Genomic DNA, 19,845 nt, shown 5'->3' with positions numbered 1-19,845 from the left:
TTTTAACTTCCGCAAAAATCCGTCTACCATGATAAAGTTCCTCTTTTTTATGTGTTGAAAAACGACTGTTTTAGATTCGGAATCCCAGATTTAATTGAACGTCACGGAACCTACCATCTAAAATCTCAAATGGTTACACTACTGTGCCGGAACAGGACTTGTAGCTTCCGGCAAGCTAGTAAGGTCTCGACTGGTATTTTGGTTGTTGTACCCCTCGAATTCGCGGTAACACGTTGCCGAACTCTCCGTAGCCAGCCGGGTCGCCGTATGGGTCTTCGCTGGCTAGAGCCAGGTTGTCGAACTGTCCGGGATTTGAGGCATCTTCGTAATAGCCGTCAGGAGCGACTTGCTCGCTGTTTGACCCGACGATCGCATCTTTTAACTTCCGCAAAAATCCGTCTACCATGATAAAGTTCCTCTTTTTTATGTGTTGAAAAACGACTGTTTTAGATTGGGAATCCCAGATTTAAGGGAAACTCACGGAACCTGCAATCTAAAATCTCAAATGCTTAGACTACTGTGCGGGAACAGGACTTGTAGCTTCCGGCAAGGTAGTAAGGTCTCGACCGGTATTTTGGTTGTTGTACCCTTGGAATTCGCGGTAACGCGCTGCCTCGGACTCCGGAACTTTAATTCCTTCAGGCGGGGGCGTTACCCAGACCGCGCGATTCTGGGCATCGCGGTAGTAAACGCGACCGTTTTTGGAAAGGTAATGTTTTCCCTGCGGCCCCTTTTCTTGTTTATTTTTGTACTGATTGTAGATGTAGTAAAGGGCGGCTGCTCCTGCTAAAGTAATCCCTACTTTTTGAGCATTGTTCAGTCCTTTTTTTGCTTGTGGGGAAGGAGTGGGGCCGCGATTAGTTTGCACTCCTCCAGCGCGAGTGTTGTCAACAGGAGGCGGGGGAGCGTCAGTTCGTCCGTCAGAACCGCAAGCACTCACAAAGGGAAAGGTCAGCAGCGTTGTCAGCAGCAGAGCCATGAAGCGCGATCTTTTGGGTTCGGGTTTGATTGTGTTCATTGCCGCTCCGAATTGTCGGGATTACAGGTAGGGTGTGTTCTGGCGAGGTTGAGGAACCTGAGCTGCTGCCAACAGTTTTTAGAGTAAATTAATTTCTCAAAGCAATTTTGACAAAAGTAGTTGCTGAGAACTTAACAGCGCAGGTACGGTATTGCCTTTGTATTCAATCATCCTCAAGTCTCTCGAAAATTAGCTCATTCCAGGGATATAAATAAACTTTCTTTTATTTCAGTCTGGAGGTATATGCAAATGCGCGCCTTCGGGTAAGAATAAATTCTGTTTGTGGACTGCTCACAGCAAAGTGAAGCAGACGGACGGGGGGAGTCCGAAACTCAAAGCAGCACGGGCGAGGGAAAAAAGGCGGGATGTATAAGTCCGGCGGTGTTTAATTGCGCCGGAGTGCTTGACTCAGATGCCGACAATTTTGTTGGGGAAATTCTGGAGAGGTCGATCGCACTATTGTAGAAATCAATTAACCGCGATAGAAAGCCCCCGAAGCTTTTCGGATATTTATGAAATTAAAGAATTTATTTACTGCTGGATTGTCCATCGCAGTTGTATTTACTGCGGTAAAATATCTAACTTTTTCAAATCAACAAAACCAAGTCAAGGAATTGCTGCAAACCAAACAGTGTCCCGAATGCAATTTCAGCAATGCCAACCTAAAAGGATTAGACTTGCAAGGAGTCAACTTGCAGGGAGCTAATCTAGAAGGTGCTAACTTATCAGGAGCCAAGTTGACCAATGCCAACCTCAAAAATGCCAACTTAAATAGAGCCAACCTGACGGGAGCTGATTTGGGCTGTGCTGGCATCACTTTTAACCTTGAGGCTAATGAAAAAAAAGCAAATATGGATTTTAATGTCACCGCTGTTCCACAGCAGAATAACCCAGAAAATGCAGTAGTTGGTTTCAATATGAAAGCAACGGATCGAGGAGCGACCATGCGTTTCAACCTCATGGGATGCGCTGATTTCTCGAATGCTAGCTTGCAAGAAGCTAAAATGCCCGATGGCACAATTCATCCTTAGTAAGACCAGCAAATACTGTTTATATCTATAAAATCGGAAGAAAACCGCCGCCTGTTTGTCAGGCAGCGGTTTTTTAAGAAATGAACTGCACGCCTAAAATTAGTGAGCAGAACCGTTACCGTGATACTTGTCAGTATCGTAGAATCCGTTTTTTGTTCCGAAGAACAGACAGCAAACCGTGAAAACTGCTGTCAAGACTGCTAAAACTAACTTAACGTCCATAATTTACCTGCTGTTGTTGAGTGAGTGCAAATACTCAGATTGTAGAATCTTTTTGGCTGGCGCGGCCATCTACCAGCGTAGCGCCAGATTTGCTGGGCTGTACTCTGGTGCGGCAGTTTCCTGACGGCGAGACGATTCGGGGAATTATTGTCGAAACCGAAGCTTACGGCCCAGGAGATCCCGCTTGTCATGCTTACCGACAGCGAACTTCTCGCAATGAGGTGATGTTCGGGCCTGCGGGTATGAGCTACGTTTACTTAATCTACGGGATGTATCACTGCTTTAACGTGGTGACGGATGCAGAGGGAGTTGCTAGTGCTGTGCTGGTTCGAGCTTTGCAGCTAGATCCGGTTCCCCAACAATTCGCTGGAATTCCCGATAAGAAGCGATCGCGCCTCGCCGCCGGGCCTGGGAAACTGTGTAAGGTACTGGAGATCGATCGAACTTTAAGCGGTTTTCCCTTGGGTGCAGGCCAACCGCTGCGGTTGGAACACCGGAGCGAGAACTTTCAGCAAGCTGTGGAGGAGGGTACAATAAATTTTGTGCAAACTACGCGGATCGGGATTTCTCAAGGAATTGATTTGCCTTGGCGGTGGTATGTAGGGAACTCTACCGCTGTGTCACAACTCTAGTAATGTCAAAGGTATCAGTGTAAATTTTGTCGCTTATCTCAGTGAAATTATGGCTTACTCTTCTGAAAATCCGATCGTACAACTCAAAAAATGCCTAAGCCTGGTTCAGGATGTTAGCACTCACACCGAAGCCAACCGGGCCTTCGAGCAATTGTGCGGGATTATCGATGCTGAAAACCCAATGGCGGCGCAACTTTTGGAGATGTTGTGGGAAGAAGCAATTATGGCGAGGCGATCGGCTTTATTTTGGCAACAAATGAGCGATGTTGAGAAAGATATGGCTAATAGAATGATGGAAAATATGACGCAGATGCGGCAAAACTATTTGCGGCTGATGCAGGAAATGTAGACAGTAATTGGTAAGTCTGTGTTTGTAGTGAGGACTTTAGTCCTCTCTTTATCAATAAAGTTTTCTAGATGTAGGGTGCGTCAGCGCCGATATTTGACGCTGCTGAAACAGTTAGTTTCCGGGACACCCTACAATAAATTCTGCTACTTCATTAAAGCAGCGCCGCGGTTGTAAAGTTCGCGCGCGTAATCAGTCCAAGTTCCCTGTCCCCAATACCGGAAACAGCTTGTTTGTAGCAGCAAGTTGTAAAGCAAAGCTTGCTGGTATTCAAACTGCTTGGTAACTGAAGCATCTTGCTGCACCAGCGGGTCGTATTTTTTGTGAAATGCAGCGCTAAGTAGATTCATCGGTTCCAAGACATTTTCGTAGCCTTTCACCCAACTCAAATCGTTAGTCCAAGAAGCACCATCCATGTGAAAATTATGGTCTGTTTGCTTGAGTTGGGCGATCGCACTTTCCACTTTTTCCGGCGTCGCATTATCAGGATCGACTAGGTGCCAGATTTTGTGCTGGTTAATTCCCTGACAAACAGGATAATCTTCAGGATTAACCCCCGCCGCTTCAATTATCTCCAAATATTCAGTGCCGTTTAAACCAACAACGCCGGATTTTCCCCCGCCTTGTTCGCGGTTTTCGTGCCAAGCTTTGACAAAGGCGCTGGGAAATTCATTCATCATCACGCCGCCATTTTCGCCGTCGGCAATCTGGGTGACTAAAGAAGGAACTGTGACATTGCCAATTTGCTGTTTGTTTCGTCCTTTGGCTTCGTAATAAGGCTGCATTTGACCGACCAATTTCGTATCAGAACCTTGGGTTTTAATCAAAGCAGTAATACTGATTGTTTCGCCGCGAGAATTGCGGGCGACTAAACGGTTGGGAATATATTTTTGGTCTTGCGACAATCCCGAACCGTCGGGATTTTCTACAGAATGTTCCTGCATCATCAGCCAGCGGTAGCCGCATTCTTTCAAAGCTTTGATGTATTCGTACAGTGTATCTGGGTGATTGGGAAAGTGCATTTCTGGGGGCGAAAAACCTTTAACCCGCTTCAGGGCATCTATGCCAAAAATGGCGGCAAAATGATGTTGCCATGCTTGAATTTGGAGTTTGATGTCGGGAATGGGAGTTGAGGGAATGACGGCGTGACTCCACATTGTCCCCAGCCATTCTACGTGAGGTTGATATTGAGGATCGCAGGTAATGCGCTTGAGATTATCAAAGATATCGTCGCGTCCCATTTGGCGCAATCCCCACAACAAATTGCCCGAATAGTCGAGCATAATTCGCGGGTTGCAGCCTTCAGCAATCAGTTGTGGGATGAATTCCCCCATGCGAGAATAGCACCAAGCAAACACTCCCGCATTGTGGTTATCTCCTTGGTTGGGATGTTCAAACATATTCTGGAGATTGCTGATCAGTTCGCCGTTTGCACCTGCAGGAATTGTCGGTTGGTGCATATGGAGGGCGCAGGCGAATCCGGCTTGAATGTTTTCCAGGCGCAGATTTGTGGTAGGTAGAAAGATTGGTTCGTTGCTATTGGCTGCGGCACTGATTTCTGCTTCGGAGCCGCAAATATTGGGTAATCCTGAGTTGATTTCTTGTAAAATCGGTAAATTGGGAGATTGTGCGATCGCAGGCATAAATTTTTCTCAACAATTGTGGAGGGGCGTTGTCTGCTATTGCTAAGATAGCTAGATACTTTAACAGTAGCAGAGGAAGTCTGCAAAAGATAAATTTCACAAGATAAGTCCGGGAGCGTGGAAGCCCCAAGTCATGGGTCAAATGTTTAACACATTTCAAGTAAATAGGCGAGGTATATTATGAAATACGAAATCAAGGTTTTGGAGCCAACGGATTTGTGGTACATCCAAAATAACATCAATCCTGAAACCAATAAGTTTTACCATCCCACTAAAAATATTCCCCTCGTTCAGCAAGCGGAAATTAACTTGAACAATTCGGGAGTGATAATTCAAAAAGGTGCGCTGCATTGGTGTATGGGAAAATTGACTTCCGGTGTTTATAAAACGGATAACCGTTTGAAAGATATGTGGGTATCTTTGACAACGGAAATGGACTACAACGCTCCCGTATATCAAGGGACTGGTACTGTGAAACTGGAACCGAGACAAAAAGGCCATTTCCTGCATTATACGCCGATCGAGCTTTCGGATGCGGAGCAGTGGGAGTTTGATGACGGTATATTTCAGTTTTGTTCGGACAATGTAGTTATCGGTGCTAAAAAACTGAAATTCCGACAAATGGCTGCTTCTAATGACGGTAGGTGGAGAATTGCTGTTACAGCTTTGCGCGAGCAAAAAGCTACTGTTTTAGCCGCTACAAGTTCACCGGCTAAGATTGTCGAACTCAGACAAGGTGAAACTTTGATAGCTGATTGTGATTTGGTTAAAGGATTTACCAAGGGGATTGAAGAAGATTATCGAAAATTAGGTCATTTTGGCAAAGGGGGTGGAGAGGGTTATGTTTGGTTTTATCAGGGCAAAGGTAAATTATTAGTATGTGAAAATGATGCTATGGGTTTGGGTTGAGTTATTGACAGCGACAGAAGATTCGCTTGATGAAAACGAATCGATTTGACAAATTAGTTTGATTGTTGCAAAACCTGGCAAAACAGGAGATCGATTACACTTTGGCACATCAGGGACACGGCAGTGCCGTGTCCGTACCTGTATTTAAAGTAACCGTCCTGATCGCCCTAATCGGTCTCCACTTCTGCTACCTGCGTGTATTTTCCCTGTATTCCCAATGGCCGACTTGCTTATCTGCCTAGAAATCATATACTTTGTCAAGTTAAGAAAATATTTTTTTGATTCATTCAGGAGCGAGAAAAAAAAATGTACATAGTACAAATTGCCTCGGAGTGCGCCCCCGTCATCAAAGCAGGAGGTTTGGGCGACGTAGTTTACGGTTTGAGTCGGGAGTTAGAGAATTCCGGCCACTGCGTCGAGGTTATTCTACCCAAGTACGACTGCATGAGGTACGACCACATTTGGGGACTTCACGAGGCCTACCGGGATCTGGCTGTGCCCTGGTACGGCGGCGAAATCCTCTGCGATGTCTTGTGCGGGTGGGTGCACGGGCAGTTGTGTTTTTTCATCGAACCTCGATCTCAAGATAACTTTTTTAATCGCGGCTGTTATTACGGCTGCAATGACGACAATATGCGGTTTGCATTTTTCAGCAAAGCCGCTTTGGAATTTTTGCTCAGAAGCAACAAGCGTCCGGATGTGATTCACTGTCACGATTGGCAAACTGGTTTGGTTCCAGTCATGCTGTTTGAAATTTACAAATACAATTGGATGGAAAATCAGCGAGTCTGCTATACCATTCACAATTTCAAACATCAAGGCATGGGAGGTGGCGATATTTTGCAAGCCACGGGTTTGAATCGAGATGATTATTATTTTGAGTACGATCGCCTCCGAGATAACTTTAACCCTTTTGCTATCAACTTTATGAAAGGGGGCATTGTTTACTCGAACTTTGTCACCACAGTTTCGCCGCACCACGCCTGGGAAGCTCATATGGGCGAGTTCGGCTACGGTTTGGGCCACACTTTGCATTTGTATCAAGAGAAGTTTCGCGGGGTGCTCAACGGCATCGATTACGATGTGTGGAATCCAGAAAGTGATGGCTATATTCCGCACCACTACACTAAGGATGATTTGGCAGGAAAAGCCAAAACTAAAAAAGCTTTGCGCGATCGGCTGTTACTGCGCGATGCTGACAAGCCTATTATTACCTTTATCGGTCGCTTGGACGACCAAAAAGGCGTTCATCTCGTCCACCATGCAATTTATTACTCTCTGAGTAAAGGAGCGCAATTCGTGCTTTTGGGTTCCGCGACGGAAGCGGGAATTAACGCGCATTTCCAGCATGAAAGACAGTTTTTAAATGATAATCCAGACTGCCATTTAGAGCTAGGTTTTAATGAGGAACTGTCGCACTTAATTTACGCCGGTGGGGATATGATTGTGGTTCCCAGTAATTACGAACCCTGCGGGCTGACTCAGATGATCGGGTTGAGGTACGGTACTGTTCCTGTGGTGCGGGGAGTGGGCGGTTTGGTGAATACTGTGTTCGATCGAGATTACGACACCCGCCACCTCCCGGAAGAACGCAACGGTTACGTGTTTTACCAAACAGACTACTCGGCTTTAGAGTCGGCGCTCGATCGGGCGATCGGATTGTGGTATGACTATCATGATGAATTTGAAAAACTCATGCTTCAAGGCATGAATTGTGACAATTCGTGGAAATATCCAGCTAAAGACTATGTGGAAATTTACGACCTAATTCGACACAAATAATCATTAGGGTATCCAGTGTGCACCTTATTAACTGTAGGGTTCGCACTGCTAGCCCGCTTCTTGGTAGCTGTTGAGCCTGGTCGCGAAGTCTGACAGTTGATACATGGCGGTGACGAGACTCGCCAGGAGGTGGCTATTGCTTTGTTTTTGGGAGCGCGAGGTTGTTTAAGGAATCTTTTTAAATTTACCTTATGGGCCAAATTTAATAAAACCTCTAAAAGTTGTTGTCGCTCGCAATTAGTAAAAGCACTGTCTGCCATCAAAGGGCAGACAGTCAGAAACATATGGGGGATAGGGCTTGGGAGTTTTTGGAGATGTCTATTGCAAACAAATGTTGTGATACCTATTGAGCAAAAATCTTTGTCATAAATACAGTCCTGGACGCCTCAAGACCTTCATAAGCAAATTTTTTGGCCTTGCATAATAGTGGCATGATTTTGATTTTTTTTGTGGAGGGGCCCATCAGCCCGAAGGCGTGTATTTTCACAGCAGGCGGGACACCCTACAATCATCCTCAAATTGAGCAACGCCAAATTTTTTGCCTAATCGGCGGGCTATAACAAAGTCTTTTCGTAAAAAAATTGCCGGTTGAGCGAAGTCGAGACCGGATTTGTGACCACGGGTGCGTCACCCCTAAAATAGTTACGCTCTCGATCATCAAATAAGAATTACTTGCATTAATATAGTAAAGCAATGACTATAGATGGCTGTAGATACACCATCGTGTCAATTACCAGATGAAAAAATCTATTATTATAGAACAATGAGCATTTCTCGGCGTATTTTTCTTGCCAGCGGTACAGCAATGGCTGTCGTGGCAGTGGGGGAACTAAGCAAAAAAGCCCCTGTCGCAGCCCAAACCGGCACTCTCAACCTTTATTCAGCACGTCACTACGACACTGATAATGAGTTGTACCAAAGCTTCACCAAAAAAACTGGGCTCAAGGTTAACCTCGTTGAAGCGGAGGCTGACCAACTAATTGAACGGATCAAAAGTGAAGGTGCAAATAGCCCCGCTGATGTTTTCATCACGGTGGATGGTGGGCGTTTGTGGCGGGCCAAACAAGCAGGTATCCTGCAACCTGTTTCTTCAACAGTCCTGACATCGGCAATTCCAGCAAGTTTGCGAGATCCTCAAGGTTTCTGGTTTGGTCTATCGCGCCGGGCACGGGTGATTGTTTATAACAAAAGCAAGGTGAACCCTGCCCAGTTGTCAACCTATGAGGCCCTGACAGAACCTCGGTGGAAAGGCAAAGTTTTAGTGCGATCGTCCACTAATATCTATAATCAGTCTCTTGTTGGGGCTATGTTAGCCGCTCATGGAGCTCAAAAAACAGAAGCTTGGGCGCGAGGATTAGTCGCTAATTTTGCGCGTCCTCCAGAGGGAAATGATACAGCGCAAATCAAGGCGGTTGCTGATGGGGTAGGCGATATTGCCATTGTTAATACCTATTATGTAGCTCGCTTAATGAAATCGAAAGATCCAGCAGAACAGGCGATCGCGGCCAAAGTAGGTGTATTTTTCCCGAACCAGCGCGATCGAGGTACCCACGTCAATATTTGTGGTGCCGGTGTAGTCAAAACCTCCCGTAACAAAGCAGGCGCGACCAAATTCTTGGAACACTTAGCCAGTCCCGAAGCGCAACAAATTTTTGCTAGGGGTAATTACGAATACCCTGTGATTTCAAATGTGGCGATCGATCCTGCAGTTGCCAGTTTTGGTACATTCAAATCTGATCCTCTTAACCCTGACGTGTTTGGGAAAAATAACCCCGAAGCTTTAAAGATTGCCGATCGCGCCGGCTGGAAATAGAGGCTTTTTGAACAAGAAGCTACTCTTTGTGATTCGGCGGTTGAAACCGCCGAATTCAACCAACTTTAATTTTTAATTTTTAATTGTACCATCCGGCATTATAGCCCCTTTCAGGTTTGCCCCTTTCAGGTTTGCCCCTGTCAAATCAGCACTATTTAAGTCAGTTTCACTTAAATCGGCGTTACTAAGATTGGCATTATTCAGTTTTGCGCCTCGCAAAAAAGCCCCCTTGAGATTTGCATTACTCAAATCAGCATTTGTGAGATCTGCCCCAAATAAACCTGCTTTTTCCATAGAAGCAGCTTTTAAATTTGCACCTTTGAGATTGACGCTATCGAGTAAGGCTTCATTAAGTTTTATTTTTTCTAGCACAGCACCTTCCAACTTAGCACCATTGAGATTAGCGCTTGTTAAATCAAGGTTGCTTAACTTAGCGGCACTCAGATCGCATCCTGGACATTGCTTAGTTTTTTGTAATGTTTCGAGGGGACTAGCCGCCTGTTTTTGGCATCCAAACGTGACAAAAATAGTAAGTAGTAAGAAAGAGATTGTGCCAGTCGTGCGGGTAAACATTGCTAATTTTTTATTAATCATCTTGATTTGTAAAGGGATAATTTTAACCTTTAACTGTTAACCGTTAACTCTGTTGAAGAATTGCGCGATCGCGCAATTTTCCAACTTAATAAAATAACCGGTAACATCCCCACTAAAACAATTGCCAATGCTGGGCCCGAAGCTTCAGCCAATCGTTCATCTGAGGCAAGTTGATAAGTTCGCACCGCCAAAGTATCAAAGTTAAAAGGTCTAATAATTATAGTAGCAGGTAACTCTTTCATTACATCAACGAATACTAACATCATGGCAGTTAGTAAACCTCCGGTCATCATTGGTGTATGAACTGTAACTAAAGTTTGCATCGGACTATAACCCAAACTTCTCGCCGCATCATCTAAATTAGGCTTGATTTTGCTCAAACTTGACTCCACCGCATTTAAAGAAACAGCTAGGAAGCGAACTATATAGGCAAATACCAAAGCTGCGATCGTACCACTTAACAACAAGCCTGTAGAAATTCCCAAGTTTTCACGCATCCAACTATCAAATAGATTGTCAATTTTTCCAATGGGAACCATAATCCCCACTGCAATCACCGAACCAGGTACAGCATAGCCCATTGCCGCAACTCTCGTTCCTAACTGCACTCCTAAATTAGGATATAACCGTAAACCATAAGCCATAATCAAGGCAATAATTACGGCTAAAAGGGCTGTCAGGGTAGCCAAAATTAAACTATTACGGGCAAATATCCAAAAGCGTTCATCTAAAGTGACTTGCCAATTAGCTAAGGTCAACTTGACTAAAAGACCTGCTGGCAATAAAAAACCAAAAAATAGCGGCATAAAACAAGCAATTACCGCTAAAACCTCCCGAATTCCTTTAAGCTGATAAGTTTGCAGTTGGCGATAGCGACTGCTAGCTTGATAATATTTTGTCCGACTTCGAGACCAGCGTTCTACTAAAATTAAACCCAGAACAAATAATAATAGCATCGCAGCTAGTTGATTGGCTGCAATTCGTTCTCCCATGCCAAACCAAGTCCGATAAATACCTGTGGTGAATGTATCAACTCCAAAATACTGAACAGTGCCATAATCGTTGAGAGTTTCCATCAAAGCCAGTGCTAAACCTGCAACAATTGCGGGTCTTGCCATTGGTAAGGCAACTGTAATAAAACTCCGCCAAGGACTACAGCCAAGTATTCTACTAGCTTCTAGGGTGCAAGTGGATTGCTCCAAAAATGCAACTCTTGTTAATAGGTAGACGTAGGGATATAAAACTAAGATTAGCATTAAGATTGCTCCCGGGAGCGATCGCACGTTAGGAAACCAATAGTCTCCATAACTCCAGCCAAAAATATAACGCAAAGCAGTTTGAACTGGGCCGGAAAATTCTAAAAAGTCTGTATAAGTATAAGCTAGCACGTAAGCTGGGGCCGCTAAGGGTAACAGTAATGCCCATTCAAATACGCGACTGGCCCGAAAGCGACACATTGTTACTAGCCACGCACATCCTACGCCAATCACGACAACACCAAAGCCTACACCGAGCATTAACAATAAAGAGTTGACTATATAACGGGTTAAAACTGTATCGGTTAAATGTTGCCATGTATCTTTAGCTTCAAAAAAGATACTGGATAAGACACCGATCACTGGTATGGCGATCGGCAACGCTAAAGCGATAACCGCAAGTGTCCACCCACTAGCGGATAAACTGCGTAAGGTCGATCGCCCTTGGATTGTCCTGATTCCTGTTTGCTGTAGTGATTGTGGGGAATTTTTCATCTCTAGTAAAAAGTCTAGCTTGCTATTTTATCAGTAGGTGTAAACATTTGTCAAGTCTTTATGACAATTTCTCTCACTAAACTGGTTTATTGTAAAATAGTAAGTTGTTGATTATTTATAGCAATAATGGCTCGACCGATAATTCTGCATTTAGATGGTGTAACAAAACAGTATTCCCAAGCAGCATCACCTGCGGTAGCGTCTGTCACCCTGACATTACATCAAGGAGATATACTGGGGCTGTTGGGGCCATCGGGTTGTGGGAAAACAACGTTGCTGCGGTTAATTGCTGGTTTTGAACAGCTACAAGCAGGGACGATCGCTTTAGCAGGAAAAACTGTAGCCAGTGTTAATATGTCAGTTCCGCCGGAACAGCGAGACATTGGTATGGTGTTTCAAGACTATGCACTATTCCCCCATTTGACAGTCGCGAAAAATGTAGCTTTTGGCTTGACGCATCAAGGAAAAGAGTCAAAGCATAATATTCAGAAAGGTGTCGCAGAAGCATTAGCGTTGGTGGGATTAGAAGGATTGGAAAACCGTTATCCCCATGAATTATCCGGGGGTCAGCAACAGCGAGTAGCCCTGGCCCGTGCTTTAGCCCCTAGACCTGCGATTATTTTACTAGATGAACCGTTGAGTAATTTAGATGTACAAGTACGGTTAAGATTGCGTCAGGAAGTCCGCGAGATTCTCAAAGCAACCCGAACCTCTGGTGTATTTGTCACGCACGATCGCGAAGAAGCACTTTCGATTTCAGATTGGGTAGCGGTGATGCGTCAAGGTCAATTAGAACAGTTTGGCACTCCAGAGGAAGTTTATCAAGAACCAGCATCTCGATTTGTGGCTGAGTTTGTGACGCAAGCTAATTTTGTGTCTGCATCGCTGAAGCAGGATTTTTGGGAAACAGAAGTAGGTTGTTTTGCTGTTAAAAAAGATTCATTTGTAAAAGTTCCTTGTGATGTTTCTACTGAAGGAGAATTGATGATCCGGCAGGAAGATTTAAGTTTATTCTTAGATGAAGATTCGGCTGTTGTGGTTTGCGATCGACAATTTTTAGGTAGAGAAAATCGTTATTGTTTAAAAACTCCGTCTGGCGAAAAGTTATATGCACTTACAACCACAGGAAATGTTTTTCCGATTGGTTCTAAAGTTCGGTTATCTTGTGGTGACAATTCTGCCTTAGCTTTCTTTGTCGGTAAGCCTAAGCCATAGCTAATGGCTAATTGCTAATTGGGAAAAAATCCTCCCCCTCTTCCCATCTCCAAGTCTCCCCCTCTTCCTTCTTGCTTATACTGTCTGATAGGTTTTCTGTCTATCGCTGTTGTCAGGGAAGGGGCTAGTCACGATATCCTCTGCTTTTATACCCGCTGCAATCAGCGCTTGGCTTAGACCTTCCTCAAAGTTATCCTCTTCAATTACAACTTGATTATCGACTAAACGAGCATGAAACAGAATCGTGTCAATCCAGCGCTGTTTATCCCAGCCTGTAGCGAGAATCAGAAAGTGACCCGAATCGACATCACAGACGGGGTAAAGCTGGATCGCCTGTAAACGGGGTTGGGCGCGAGTTGCTTCTTGCAGGGTTTTTTTGAGGATGTCTGCATAGCTTAGTGAGTTATCCATTGGAGAATCGCCTCTTGATTTGGTTCGTAAACTAATAAGTTGATTTTATTTCGCTGGACGGCTAACTGAAAAATTGGTTTTTGAAAGTGTTTAATGTACATCGCTTGGCTCACAGCTAAAAACAACTGACGCTCCGGTTCTTGGCCTTCCAATGCCCATTGGTAAAGCTGAAGCTGTCCCATCGTTTTTTCCAGTTCGCTGATGACTGAGGGTGAATCGAAGTCTTTGATTTCAACAGCGATTTTATGCCCTTCTTTTTCCGCAGTGAAAAACTTTTCGGCTCCTAAGTCGGCTTTCAAAAGTGTCTGTTCTAACACTAAGACTAAAGGATCGTCCGTAATTGTCCACCCGTCTTTTTCGAGGGTGCGACGTAGGGAGAAGTGTAAATTATCGCGTCTAGACATTCGACATTCGAGAATTGAGGTTAGGAAAGATAAGCAGGGACTTTTTGAACTCCTATGTCTTGCAGATATCGCTTATTATGATCTAGGGTAACACATCTGCGATACAATTTAAGTTATACGTTATATAAAACTGGTAGGGAGTTTAAATGGCAAGGCAACCAATTGTTCTCAATGGAATAGAGTTCAAATTCCAGAAAGATGCTATTGAACACTTCAGAAATATGTTGGAGCGCTATCGAAATGGTCAAAGCATAGCAGGTGATGATCACGATATGTTACTAGCTCTTCTGGAGCGCCATCCTGAAGCAGATAAAAAGATTGGATGTGGTATAAAACGTTTGTACAAATATAGAACCGATATGCCGACAAGTTGCTTTTGGATAGAAAGAACAGATGGATCTAAAACAGATTTTTCTTATCGCACAGCGATTTCTGCTAAAGGAAAGTCTCTTTATCAAGATTTTTTAGAAGCCGGTCGTGCCGCTGTTCAAGATGATCTTCGGCTAACTAAAAAAATGTTCTTTGAAAAGTTTGCCGATCAGAATGGAAGAGTTGAATGCGATATTACTGGTGATAAAGTAGCTATTTATGAGAGCCATCTTGACCATAAAAAACCCTTGACCTTTCAGGTTCTTGTGAACACTTTTATTGGCGCTAATGATATTGAAATAAAACCTGAAATGTTGTTAATGTCCCAGGATGCCCAGTTTCAAACAACTATGATTGATCAAGAGTTAAAGGATAAGTTTCGACGATATCATCATAAAATGGCGCAGCTTAGGGTTATTAAAGCGGAACAAAATCTTAGTCTTGGCGGCTCTGAGAGAATTCGGAAGAGCCGTAATCCTGTATTGATTCCTAATGAACTTGTAGGTGACTGACGTATCACATCTCTGTTGGAGTGGATTGACTCAGACTTCTGGTGCATCGCGAAGTTTTCTGGCAGCCACTCAACAGGAAGGTTAGATTTTTTCCCAACAGGTGAAAGCCGATCGCCTGCAACTCCTTCCCATCGCTCGCCCTCTTTCCCTATCCTCAAAAAATACAGCCACCACTAAAGATCAAATCAGATCCGGATCGATCGCCTGCGATCGCCAATATGCCGCCAACCCCCTCAGCAACCAATTCCCCTCGTTATCCCACCAGTCTAACCATTGCTGAGTCTGATTTTGATAACTGCCTTTCGATAGGTCCAATTGTACTCCTATAAGTTCGATCGGGTAGTGAAAAAAACAATATTAAAAAATAAAAGCCTTTCATCCCCGGACTAAAGTCACCGGGATGAAAGGCTTTTGCAGGTTTTAACCAGCCATTAATCTTGTTGGTTTGACAGATTTAAGCTAATTTTATTCAGATGAAAGTATGTTAAATTTCGGACTTTTGTCCTTGCGATTCTGGAACAGCAACTTCTGAATCCGGCTGATTGAGAGCGATTTCTAGAGATTTTGCAATCTCGACTGGCTCGGGAGTACGCTTAGAAAATCCCCAGACAAACATCAAGACAATACTGGAAACTAGCAGCCATTGCGGAGGAACTAAATCCGGATTAATTACTTTCACCAACAACCGCATTCCCACGAACCCAACTGTGATGTAACCAGCACTTTCTAGGTGAACGAACTCATCCAGCCAGCGGATGAACAACCCGGCCATGAATCGCAGGGCAATAATTCCAATAGTAGCACCTGTTACGACGATAAAAGTGTTATCAGAAACAGCGATCGCAGTAGTAACGCTATCCAATGAAAACGCTAAATCCGTAAAAGCAATCATGGGAATTGCTTGCCACACAGACGCAAATCTGGGCCCGTGATGTTCTCCTTCGGAGTCTGTATCTGAAGTAAAATGTTGGAAAACAAGCCACAGCAGGTAGAGAGCACCAAGCAGTTCAAACTGCCAGTATTGAATCACCCAAGTAGCCGTTAAAATTAGGGCGAGCCGCAGTACAAAAGCAATTATCAAACCCAAGTTGAGAGCTTTTTGCTGATCCTTGGCATCTTCCAAACCTTTAGAAATAGACGCCAGGGCGATCGCGTTGTCAGCCGAAAGTACAGCTTCCAAAGCCACCAAAACCAACAATAATAAAAAGCCGTCAACTCCAAAATTGGGTGAAGCGTCGAGAAATTGATCTAGCATTAACTATTTTGTGCACCTAAGATTGGCAAGTGAAGAGCGCAGCGCAAATTACCCGCTCTGTCTAAAATTAGTGTCACCTTCATTTAAATCTTAACCTAACGCGGTAATTCTGTGGGAGGCGATCGTCCGAACAACGTCCGAAGGAAGCAGTCCCAGGAAACAAGGAAAAATTCTGGCGTTGCACCATTTAAGGAGGCTTCTTGTGGGTTAGGCGTCCCGCCTGCCGTGAAAATACACGCCTTCGGGTTCCTGCGCCCATCCCACAAAACCATCAGAATCATCCCGTAATTATGCAACACCAAAATTCTCCCCCTCCGACACTCAAAAACTGCGCCACTAGGCCACTCGGCCACTAGGCCACTCCTCCCCGGACGCACCATTTGTGTTGCAAGTTGTAACAAATGATTCCCAAAAGCGCCAATTTGTCTCAAATTAGTGAAAGCTCGTGCCCGCGAAAAGGAGTTTTGCGAATATGTCTTTAACAGATACCCAAGTCTACGTAGCGCTCGTAATTGCTTTGATTCCCGGAATCATGGCTTTCCGGCTGTCAACTGAACTGTACAAATAGTTTCCAGACACCAGTTGCGAACCGCAAAATGCCTGCCTGACCAGTTAAATCTCTCGCATTACAGATACAGACAATTGCTGCCCCAGTGCAGTAGATTGTTTGTGTTCAGCAAGACGAGACTGCAAGGGCAGGCATTTTTATGGGGAAATTCCGTCTTCACGCCTCACTTTGTCTTAACAATTGTGGCTGTCAGCACCCTGACAAACAGCGGCGAGTGTGCGTTAAGCTCAGAATTTGCTCTTTGAACTCTAAAACGTCAGTCTCAGGTATTTGAAAAAACATTATGCAAGCGATTCAACCCACCGTTACCCCACTGCGTCCTGTAAAAAACTCCCCTCGGGTTACTCCTCGTCGCAGCAGCAGTCGCCAGCGTTCCTACCCTCACCAAACCCTCGCGGCAGAAACAGGGGTCAAGTTGGCAGTCAACATGGTACTTTCAGTCTGTGCCACTTCTGCTTTGCTTCAGCTTTGGCCTCACTACCGGGCGGTGCAAGAAAAATTGCACGAAATCCAAGCTGAAGTCAATCTTACCCAAGGGCGAGTAAATCAGTCGCGATCGGACTTTAACCGCTACTTTGACCCCAGCCTTGCTAAAACTGTGATGCAAGAGCAAAGCAACCAAGCTGACCCGCAGCAGCGTCCGGTGATTTTGCAAGAAGCCGAGGTACCCGACGCCGAGGAATCAACCCCGCAACCTTAAGGGAAGCGGAGTTTTGGGTTTTGATATCACGTCCGACGTGCATCATTCTTTTATGTCATTGCTTCGCACAGCGAACAATGACAGATGAATCTGTCGGACGTGATATCACTTTTGAGTTAAAGAGTTTTTAGGATCGTTGTTGTCTGTCCTTGCGAACGAAACGCAGAGACAGACTTAGACCTGTGTATTGACGCCTGCTGCAAGCTCAAAACTTCACACTCCGGCTTATACTGACTTTGCCAGCACGGTTTTATCTTTAAGTAGTTGCAGTGCAGCTTGATATTGCAAGTCTGCTTCGGTGCCAATCTGATCGCGCGCGATAGGTTCCCAAGGCACTACGCGATCGGGCGCAATCCCCAGCTTGTTAATATCTTTATGGTTCGGTGTCTCGTACTTAGCAACAGTCACAGCCAACCCGGAACCGTCAGACAAATCAAACAGCGACTGGATCAGCCCTTTGCCAAAAGTATTTTCTCCTACCAGTTGAGCTCTGCCGTTATCTTGCAGCGCACCAGCCAAAATTTCGCTAGCACTGGCACTTCCCTTGTTCACCAAAACAATCAGCGGATCGTTAGTTAGGGCTTGTCCAGAGGCTTCAAAACTGCCGAGAATGCCTTGTCTGTTCACCGTGTAGACGATCGTCCCGGAATCGAGCCACAGGCGGGCAATTTCAATTCCAGCTTGCAACAGTCCCCCCGGGTTGTTCCGGAGGTCGAGAATGTAGGCGGCGGCTCCTTGTTTTTCCAAGCGGTCGATCGCGCGAGCGACTTCCTCAGTAGCGTTAGCACTGAATTGACTCAAGCGAATGTAGCCCAGCGGCAAATTCTCCGACCCCGACTGCAATTCGGCGTAAACCGGATTCAGAGCAATGCGATCGCGCACTAGCTCAATTTCCTCAGCAGCGTCCCTTCCCTCGCGCCCCAAGGTCAAGGTAACGGCAGTGCCGATGCGGCCGCGCATTCGAGTTGCTGCTTCGTCTAGGCTCAATTCTGAGGTAGGAGTGCCATTAATTTTCAGAATGCGATCGAGGGGTTGGATGCCAGCTTTATCCGCCGGTGAGCCGGCTAAAGGAGCCACCACTGTCAGGGTATTTGTCTGGGGGTCGATCGCAATTTGCAGCCCCACTCCCGTCAATTCTCCCGAAGTGTTAACCTGCAAGCTGCGGTACTGTTCGGGTTTCAGCAGTCGAGTGAAGGGGTCGTCTAGATTCGCCAGCATCCCCTGAATCGCCGTGTAAGTCTGCTGTCTGTCGTTGAGCGGTTGTTTAACGGCTTTTTCGCGAATCGACCACCAATTGTGATTGTTGAATTTGTCATCCACATAAGAGCGATTGACAATTCGCCAAGCTTCGCTCAAAAGCTGCTGTTCTGGAGTTAGGGCCGCCGCAGGCCCGACCCACCCGCCTAGAACCAGGGCGACTTGGAGGAAAAGTAAAATAGCAATGTGGAAAACTCGTCTGTGCATGATTGTTCCGTAAAATACCAGTAAGTATTACATTTTATGTATTTTACGTTTGTACGCTGGGAACGCTGTTGCAGATTTAACTCGCCTTTTGCACGATCGCGAGCGTCCCGCTGGCACTTGTAAATAAATATAAGCGATCGCAGCTAACTCCAATCTCACCGGCACTGACGGCGACGACAGCCTCTCCGGCGACAGCGGCAGCGATACAATAGCCGGCAAACGTGGCAATGATACTCTCAGCGGTTTGGGCGGCAACCACTGGATACACCGCAATCAAGGCAATGATTCCCTCGACGGTGGCGACGGCGATGACACTGTTTACGGCGGCAAAGAAATCGATAATTTGTTCGGCAATAATGGGGAAGATATCCTATTTGGAAATCGCGGTCAAGATAGCTTGAGTGGATGTAAAGGCAATGACAGTCTTTACGGCGGTCAAGCTAGCGATATCTTGCTGGGCGGTAACGGGTCGGATTTTCTCAGCGGTGAAAACGGCGATGACAGTTTGATAGGAGGAAATGGGAGCGATGGCTTCTTAATTTCCGCCAATTCTGGCAGCGAGATCATTTTCGATTTTGAAGTCGGCATCGACTTCCTCGCACTTCCCGACAATTTAACCTTCTCGCAACTTTATATTATCCCTAGCAACACTGCCACTTTAATCAGCTTGACAGCAACTGGCGAAATTTTAGCTGCTATCAATGGCGTAACAGCTAACCAAATTCCCCTTGCCAATTTCAGTTAAAGGATTAGGGAGACAGGTAAATCTTGTGTTCCTCCAGGAAATTATTTTTGTAGTAAGGGTTTCAGTTTTTTGTGACAGATTTAGGTGAATCACTACTTGCATCCCTTACTACAAAATGTCAATCAACACTAAAGTCCTTACAAAATCAAAAACCCCCAATTAAAAATTCCAAATTGACTGGACGAGAACAATCCAAAATCTAAAATCTAAAATCTAAAATTGAGTGACTGTACCTGTGAAATAGTTTTCCGAAGGACAAATTTTTGGTAGTTATATGCGGTGACAATCTCGATAATTTGCTAGCAGGTGAAATGGGCGATGATTCCCTGTGCGGGCTTGGAGGCAATGATACTCTATCTGGTGTGGGTGGTAATAACACTTTAGACGCAATACGGTTCAGTTAAGGCTCAAATAGTGGTAAATTAGGTATGGTGTCCAAAAATGGAGAGCAAGTAAGGTGC

The 19,845-nt window shown here is 45.1% G+C and carries 23 protein-coding genes; 12 read left to right on the top strand and 11 right to left on the bottom strand.

Annotated elements, in window-relative coordinates:
• Nucleotides 1–175 precede the first annotated feature (175 nt).
• Both QUA47_RS26050 and QUA47_RS26045 read right to left on the bottom strand, forming a co-directional pair.
• Nucleotides 176–406 carry a translation initiation factor gene (locus QUA47_RS26050; RefSeq protein WP_333432892.1) on the bottom strand — a complete coding sequence of 77 codons (231 nt, stop codon included), beginning with the start codon at nucleotides 404–406 and terminating at the stop codon, nucleotides 176–178.
• Between the two features lie 108 nt (nucleotides 407–514).
• Nucleotides 515–1,018, bottom strand: coding sequence for a hypothetical protein (locus tag QUA47_RS26045; RefSeq protein ID WP_333432891.1), 504 nt, complete (start codon nucleotides 1,016–1,018; stop codon nucleotides 515–517).
• Nucleotides 1,019–1,300: 282 nt separating this feature from the next.
• On the opposite strand from QUA47_RS26045, the gene QUA47_RS26040 reads away from it, so the two are divergent.
• Both QUA47_RS26040 and QUA47_RS26035 read left to right on the top strand, forming a co-directional pair.
• Nucleotides 1,301–1,483 carry a hypothetical protein gene (locus QUA47_RS26040; RefSeq protein WP_333218402.1) on the top strand — a complete coding sequence of 61 codons (183 nt, stop codon included), beginning with the start codon at nucleotides 1,301–1,303 and terminating at the stop codon, nucleotides 1,481–1,483.
• Between the two features lie 47 nt (nucleotides 1,484–1,530).
• Nucleotides 1,531–2,049, top strand: a complete 519-nt coding sequence (locus tag QUA47_RS26035; protein ID WP_333285665.1) for a pentapeptide repeat-containing protein — start codon at nucleotides 1,531–1,533, stop codon at nucleotides 2,047–2,049.
• Nucleotides 2,050–2,148: 99 nt separating this feature from the next.
• On the opposite strand, the gene QUA47_RS26030 is transcribed toward QUA47_RS26035, so the two are convergent.
• Nucleotides 2,149–2,271 carry a hypothetical protein gene (locus tag QUA47_RS26030; RefSeq protein ID WP_006633228.1) on the bottom strand — a complete coding sequence of 41 codons (123 nt, stop codon included), beginning with the start codon at nucleotides 2,269–2,271 and terminating at the stop codon, nucleotides 2,149–2,151.
• Between the two features lie 20 nt (nucleotides 2,272–2,291).
• Between QUA47_RS26030 and QUA47_RS26025 the strand changes: the two genes are divergently transcribed.
• Both QUA47_RS26025 and QUA47_RS26020 read left to right on the top strand, forming a co-directional pair.
• Complete coding sequence (locus tag QUA47_RS26025) at nucleotides 2,292–2,903, top strand: DNA-3-methyladenine glycosylase (protein ID WP_333432890.1); 612 nt, start codon at nucleotides 2,292–2,294, stop codon at nucleotides 2,901–2,903.
• A 49-nt stretch (nucleotides 2,904–2,952) separates the two neighbouring features.
• The gene (locus QUA47_RS26020) at nucleotides 2,953–3,252 is read left to right on the top strand and encodes a hypothetical protein (RefSeq protein ID WP_006633230.1); all 300 of its coding nucleotides are present in this window, start codon (nucleotides 2,953–2,955) and stop codon (nucleotides 3,250–3,252) included.
• Between the two features lie 143 nt (nucleotides 3,253–3,395).
• On the opposite strand, the gene QUA47_RS26015 is transcribed toward QUA47_RS26020, so the two are convergent.
• The gene (locus QUA47_RS26015) at nucleotides 3,396–4,892 is read right to left on the bottom strand and encodes a glycosyl hydrolase family 57 (protein WP_333432889.1); all 1,497 of its coding nucleotides are present in this window, start codon (nucleotides 4,890–4,892) and stop codon (nucleotides 3,396–3,398) included.
• A 180-nt stretch (nucleotides 4,893–5,072) separates the two neighbouring features.
• Here QUA47_RS26015 and QUA47_RS26010 point away from each other — a divergent pair, with 180 nt between their 5' ends.
• The 3 genes from QUA47_RS26010 to QUA47_RS26000 all read left to right on the top strand — a co-directional run bounded on the left by QUA47_RS26010 (nucleotide 5,073) and on the right by QUA47_RS26000 (nucleotide 9,396).
• The gene (locus tag QUA47_RS26010) at nucleotides 5,073–5,801 is read left to right on the top strand and encodes an AIM24 family protein (RefSeq protein ID WP_333432888.1); all 729 of its coding nucleotides are present in this window, start codon (nucleotides 5,073–5,075) and stop codon (nucleotides 5,799–5,801) included.
• A gap of 306 nt (nucleotides 5,802–6,107) precedes the next feature.
• Nucleotides 6,108–7,583, top strand: coding sequence for a glycogen synthase GlgA (gene glgA / locus QUA47_RS26005; protein ID WP_333407631.1), 1,476 nt, complete (start codon nucleotides 6,108–6,110; stop codon nucleotides 7,581–7,583).
• Nucleotides 7,584–8,346: 763 nt separating this feature from the next.
• Nucleotides 8,347–9,396, top strand: a complete 1,050-nt coding sequence (locus tag QUA47_RS26000) for a Fe(3+) ABC transporter substrate-binding protein (RefSeq protein WP_333432887.1) — start codon at nucleotides 8,347–8,349, stop codon at nucleotides 9,394–9,396.
• 72 nt (nucleotides 9,397–9,468) lie between these two features.
• On the opposite strand, the gene QUA47_RS25995 is transcribed toward QUA47_RS26000, so the two are convergent.
• Together QUA47_RS25995 and QUA47_RS25990 are read right to left on the bottom strand one after the other, a co-directional pair.
• Complete coding sequence (locus tag QUA47_RS25995; RefSeq protein WP_333432886.1) at nucleotides 9,469–9,990, bottom strand: pentapeptide repeat-containing protein; 522 nt, start codon at nucleotides 9,988–9,990, stop codon at nucleotides 9,469–9,471.
• A 29-nt stretch (nucleotides 9,991–10,019) separates the two neighbouring features.
• Nucleotides 10,020–11,741, bottom strand: a complete 1,722-nt coding sequence (locus QUA47_RS25990; protein ID WP_333432885.1) for an iron ABC transporter permease — start codon at nucleotides 11,739–11,741, stop codon at nucleotides 10,020–10,022.
• 126 nt (nucleotides 11,742–11,867) lie between these two features.
• On the opposite strand from QUA47_RS25990, the gene QUA47_RS25985 reads away from it, so the two are divergent.
• Nucleotides 11,868–12,956 (top strand): ABC transporter ATP-binding protein, encoded by a 1,089-nt coding sequence (locus QUA47_RS25985; protein WP_333432884.1) that lies wholly within the window; start codon nucleotides 11,868–11,870, stop codon nucleotides 12,954–12,956.
• A 75-nt stretch (nucleotides 12,957–13,031) separates the two neighbouring features.
• Here QUA47_RS25985 and QUA47_RS25980 read toward each other — a convergent pair whose 3' ends face one another.
• Nucleotides 13,032–13,367 carry an element excision factor XisI family protein gene (locus QUA47_RS25980; protein ID WP_333095924.1) on the bottom strand — a complete coding sequence of 112 codons (336 nt, stop codon included), beginning with the start codon at nucleotides 13,365–13,367 and terminating at the stop codon, nucleotides 13,032–13,034.
• Nucleotides 13,352–13,771, bottom strand: coding sequence for a XisH family protein (locus QUA47_RS25975; RefSeq protein ID WP_333432883.1), 420 nt, complete (start codon nucleotides 13,769–13,771; stop codon nucleotides 13,352–13,354). Before QUA47_RS25975 ends, QUA47_RS25980 begins: the two co-directional genes overlap by 16 nt.
• Before the next feature lie 146 nt (nucleotides 13,772–13,917).
• Here QUA47_RS25975 and QUA47_RS25970 point away from each other — a divergent pair, with 146 nt between their 5' ends.
• On the top strand, nucleotides 13,918–14,652 hold the full coding sequence (locus tag QUA47_RS25970; RefSeq protein ID WP_333432882.1) for a DCL family protein: 735 nt from the start codon (nucleotides 13,918–13,920) through the stop codon (nucleotides 14,650–14,652).
• Between the two features lie 180 nt (nucleotides 14,653–14,832).
• Here the strand turns inward: QUA47_RS25970 and QUA47_RS25965 are convergent, their stop codons facing one another.
• Entirely contained in the window at nucleotides 14,833–14,967 is a 135-nt protein-coding gene (locus QUA47_RS25965) for a hypothetical protein (RefSeq protein ID WP_333432881.1), read from the bottom strand.
• A gap of 169 nt (nucleotides 14,968–15,136) precedes the next feature.
• Nucleotides 15,137–15,907: a TerC family protein gene (locus QUA47_RS25960; protein ID WP_333432880.1), complete on the bottom strand. Its 771-nt coding sequence runs from the start codon at nucleotides 15,905–15,907 to the stop codon at nucleotides 15,137–15,139.
• 472 nt (nucleotides 15,908–16,379) lie between these two features.
• On the opposite strand from QUA47_RS25960, the gene psaM reads away from it, so the two are divergent.
• The gene (gene psaM / locus QUA47_RS25955; protein ID WP_190660159.1) at nucleotides 16,380–16,475 is read left to right on the top strand and encodes a photosystem I reaction center subunit XII; all 96 of its coding nucleotides are present in this window, start codon (nucleotides 16,380–16,382) and stop codon (nucleotides 16,473–16,475) included.
• 283 nt (nucleotides 16,476–16,758) lie between these two features.
• Nucleotides 16,759–17,175 (top strand): slr1601 family putative cell division protein, encoded by a 417-nt coding sequence (locus QUA47_RS25950; protein WP_190660161.1) that lies wholly within the window; start codon nucleotides 16,759–16,761, stop codon nucleotides 17,173–17,175.
• 225 nt (nucleotides 17,176–17,400) lie between these two features.
• On the opposite strand, the gene ctpA is transcribed toward QUA47_RS25950, so the two are convergent.
• Nucleotides 17,401–18,639 carry a carboxyl-terminal processing protease CtpA gene (gene ctpA, locus QUA47_RS25945; RefSeq protein ID WP_333432879.1) on the bottom strand — a complete coding sequence of 413 codons (1,239 nt, stop codon included), beginning with the start codon at nucleotides 18,637–18,639 and terminating at the stop codon, nucleotides 17,401–17,403.
• A 136-nt stretch (nucleotides 18,640–18,775) separates the two neighbouring features.
• Between ctpA and QUA47_RS25935 the strand changes: the two genes are divergently transcribed.
• Entirely contained in the window at nucleotides 18,776–19,384 is a 609-nt protein-coding gene (locus QUA47_RS25935; RefSeq protein ID WP_445302548.1) for a calcium-binding protein, read from the top strand.
• The last annotated feature ends 461 nt before the right edge of the window (nucleotides 19,385–19,845 follow it).

This window comes from Microcoleus sp. MON2_D5 (assembly GCF_036701905.1).
Classification (GTDB): domain Bacteria; phylum Cyanobacteriota; class Cyanobacteriia; order Cyanobacteriales; family Microcoleaceae; genus Microcoleus.
This window is presented reverse-complemented; position numbering and strand designations above follow the sequence as displayed.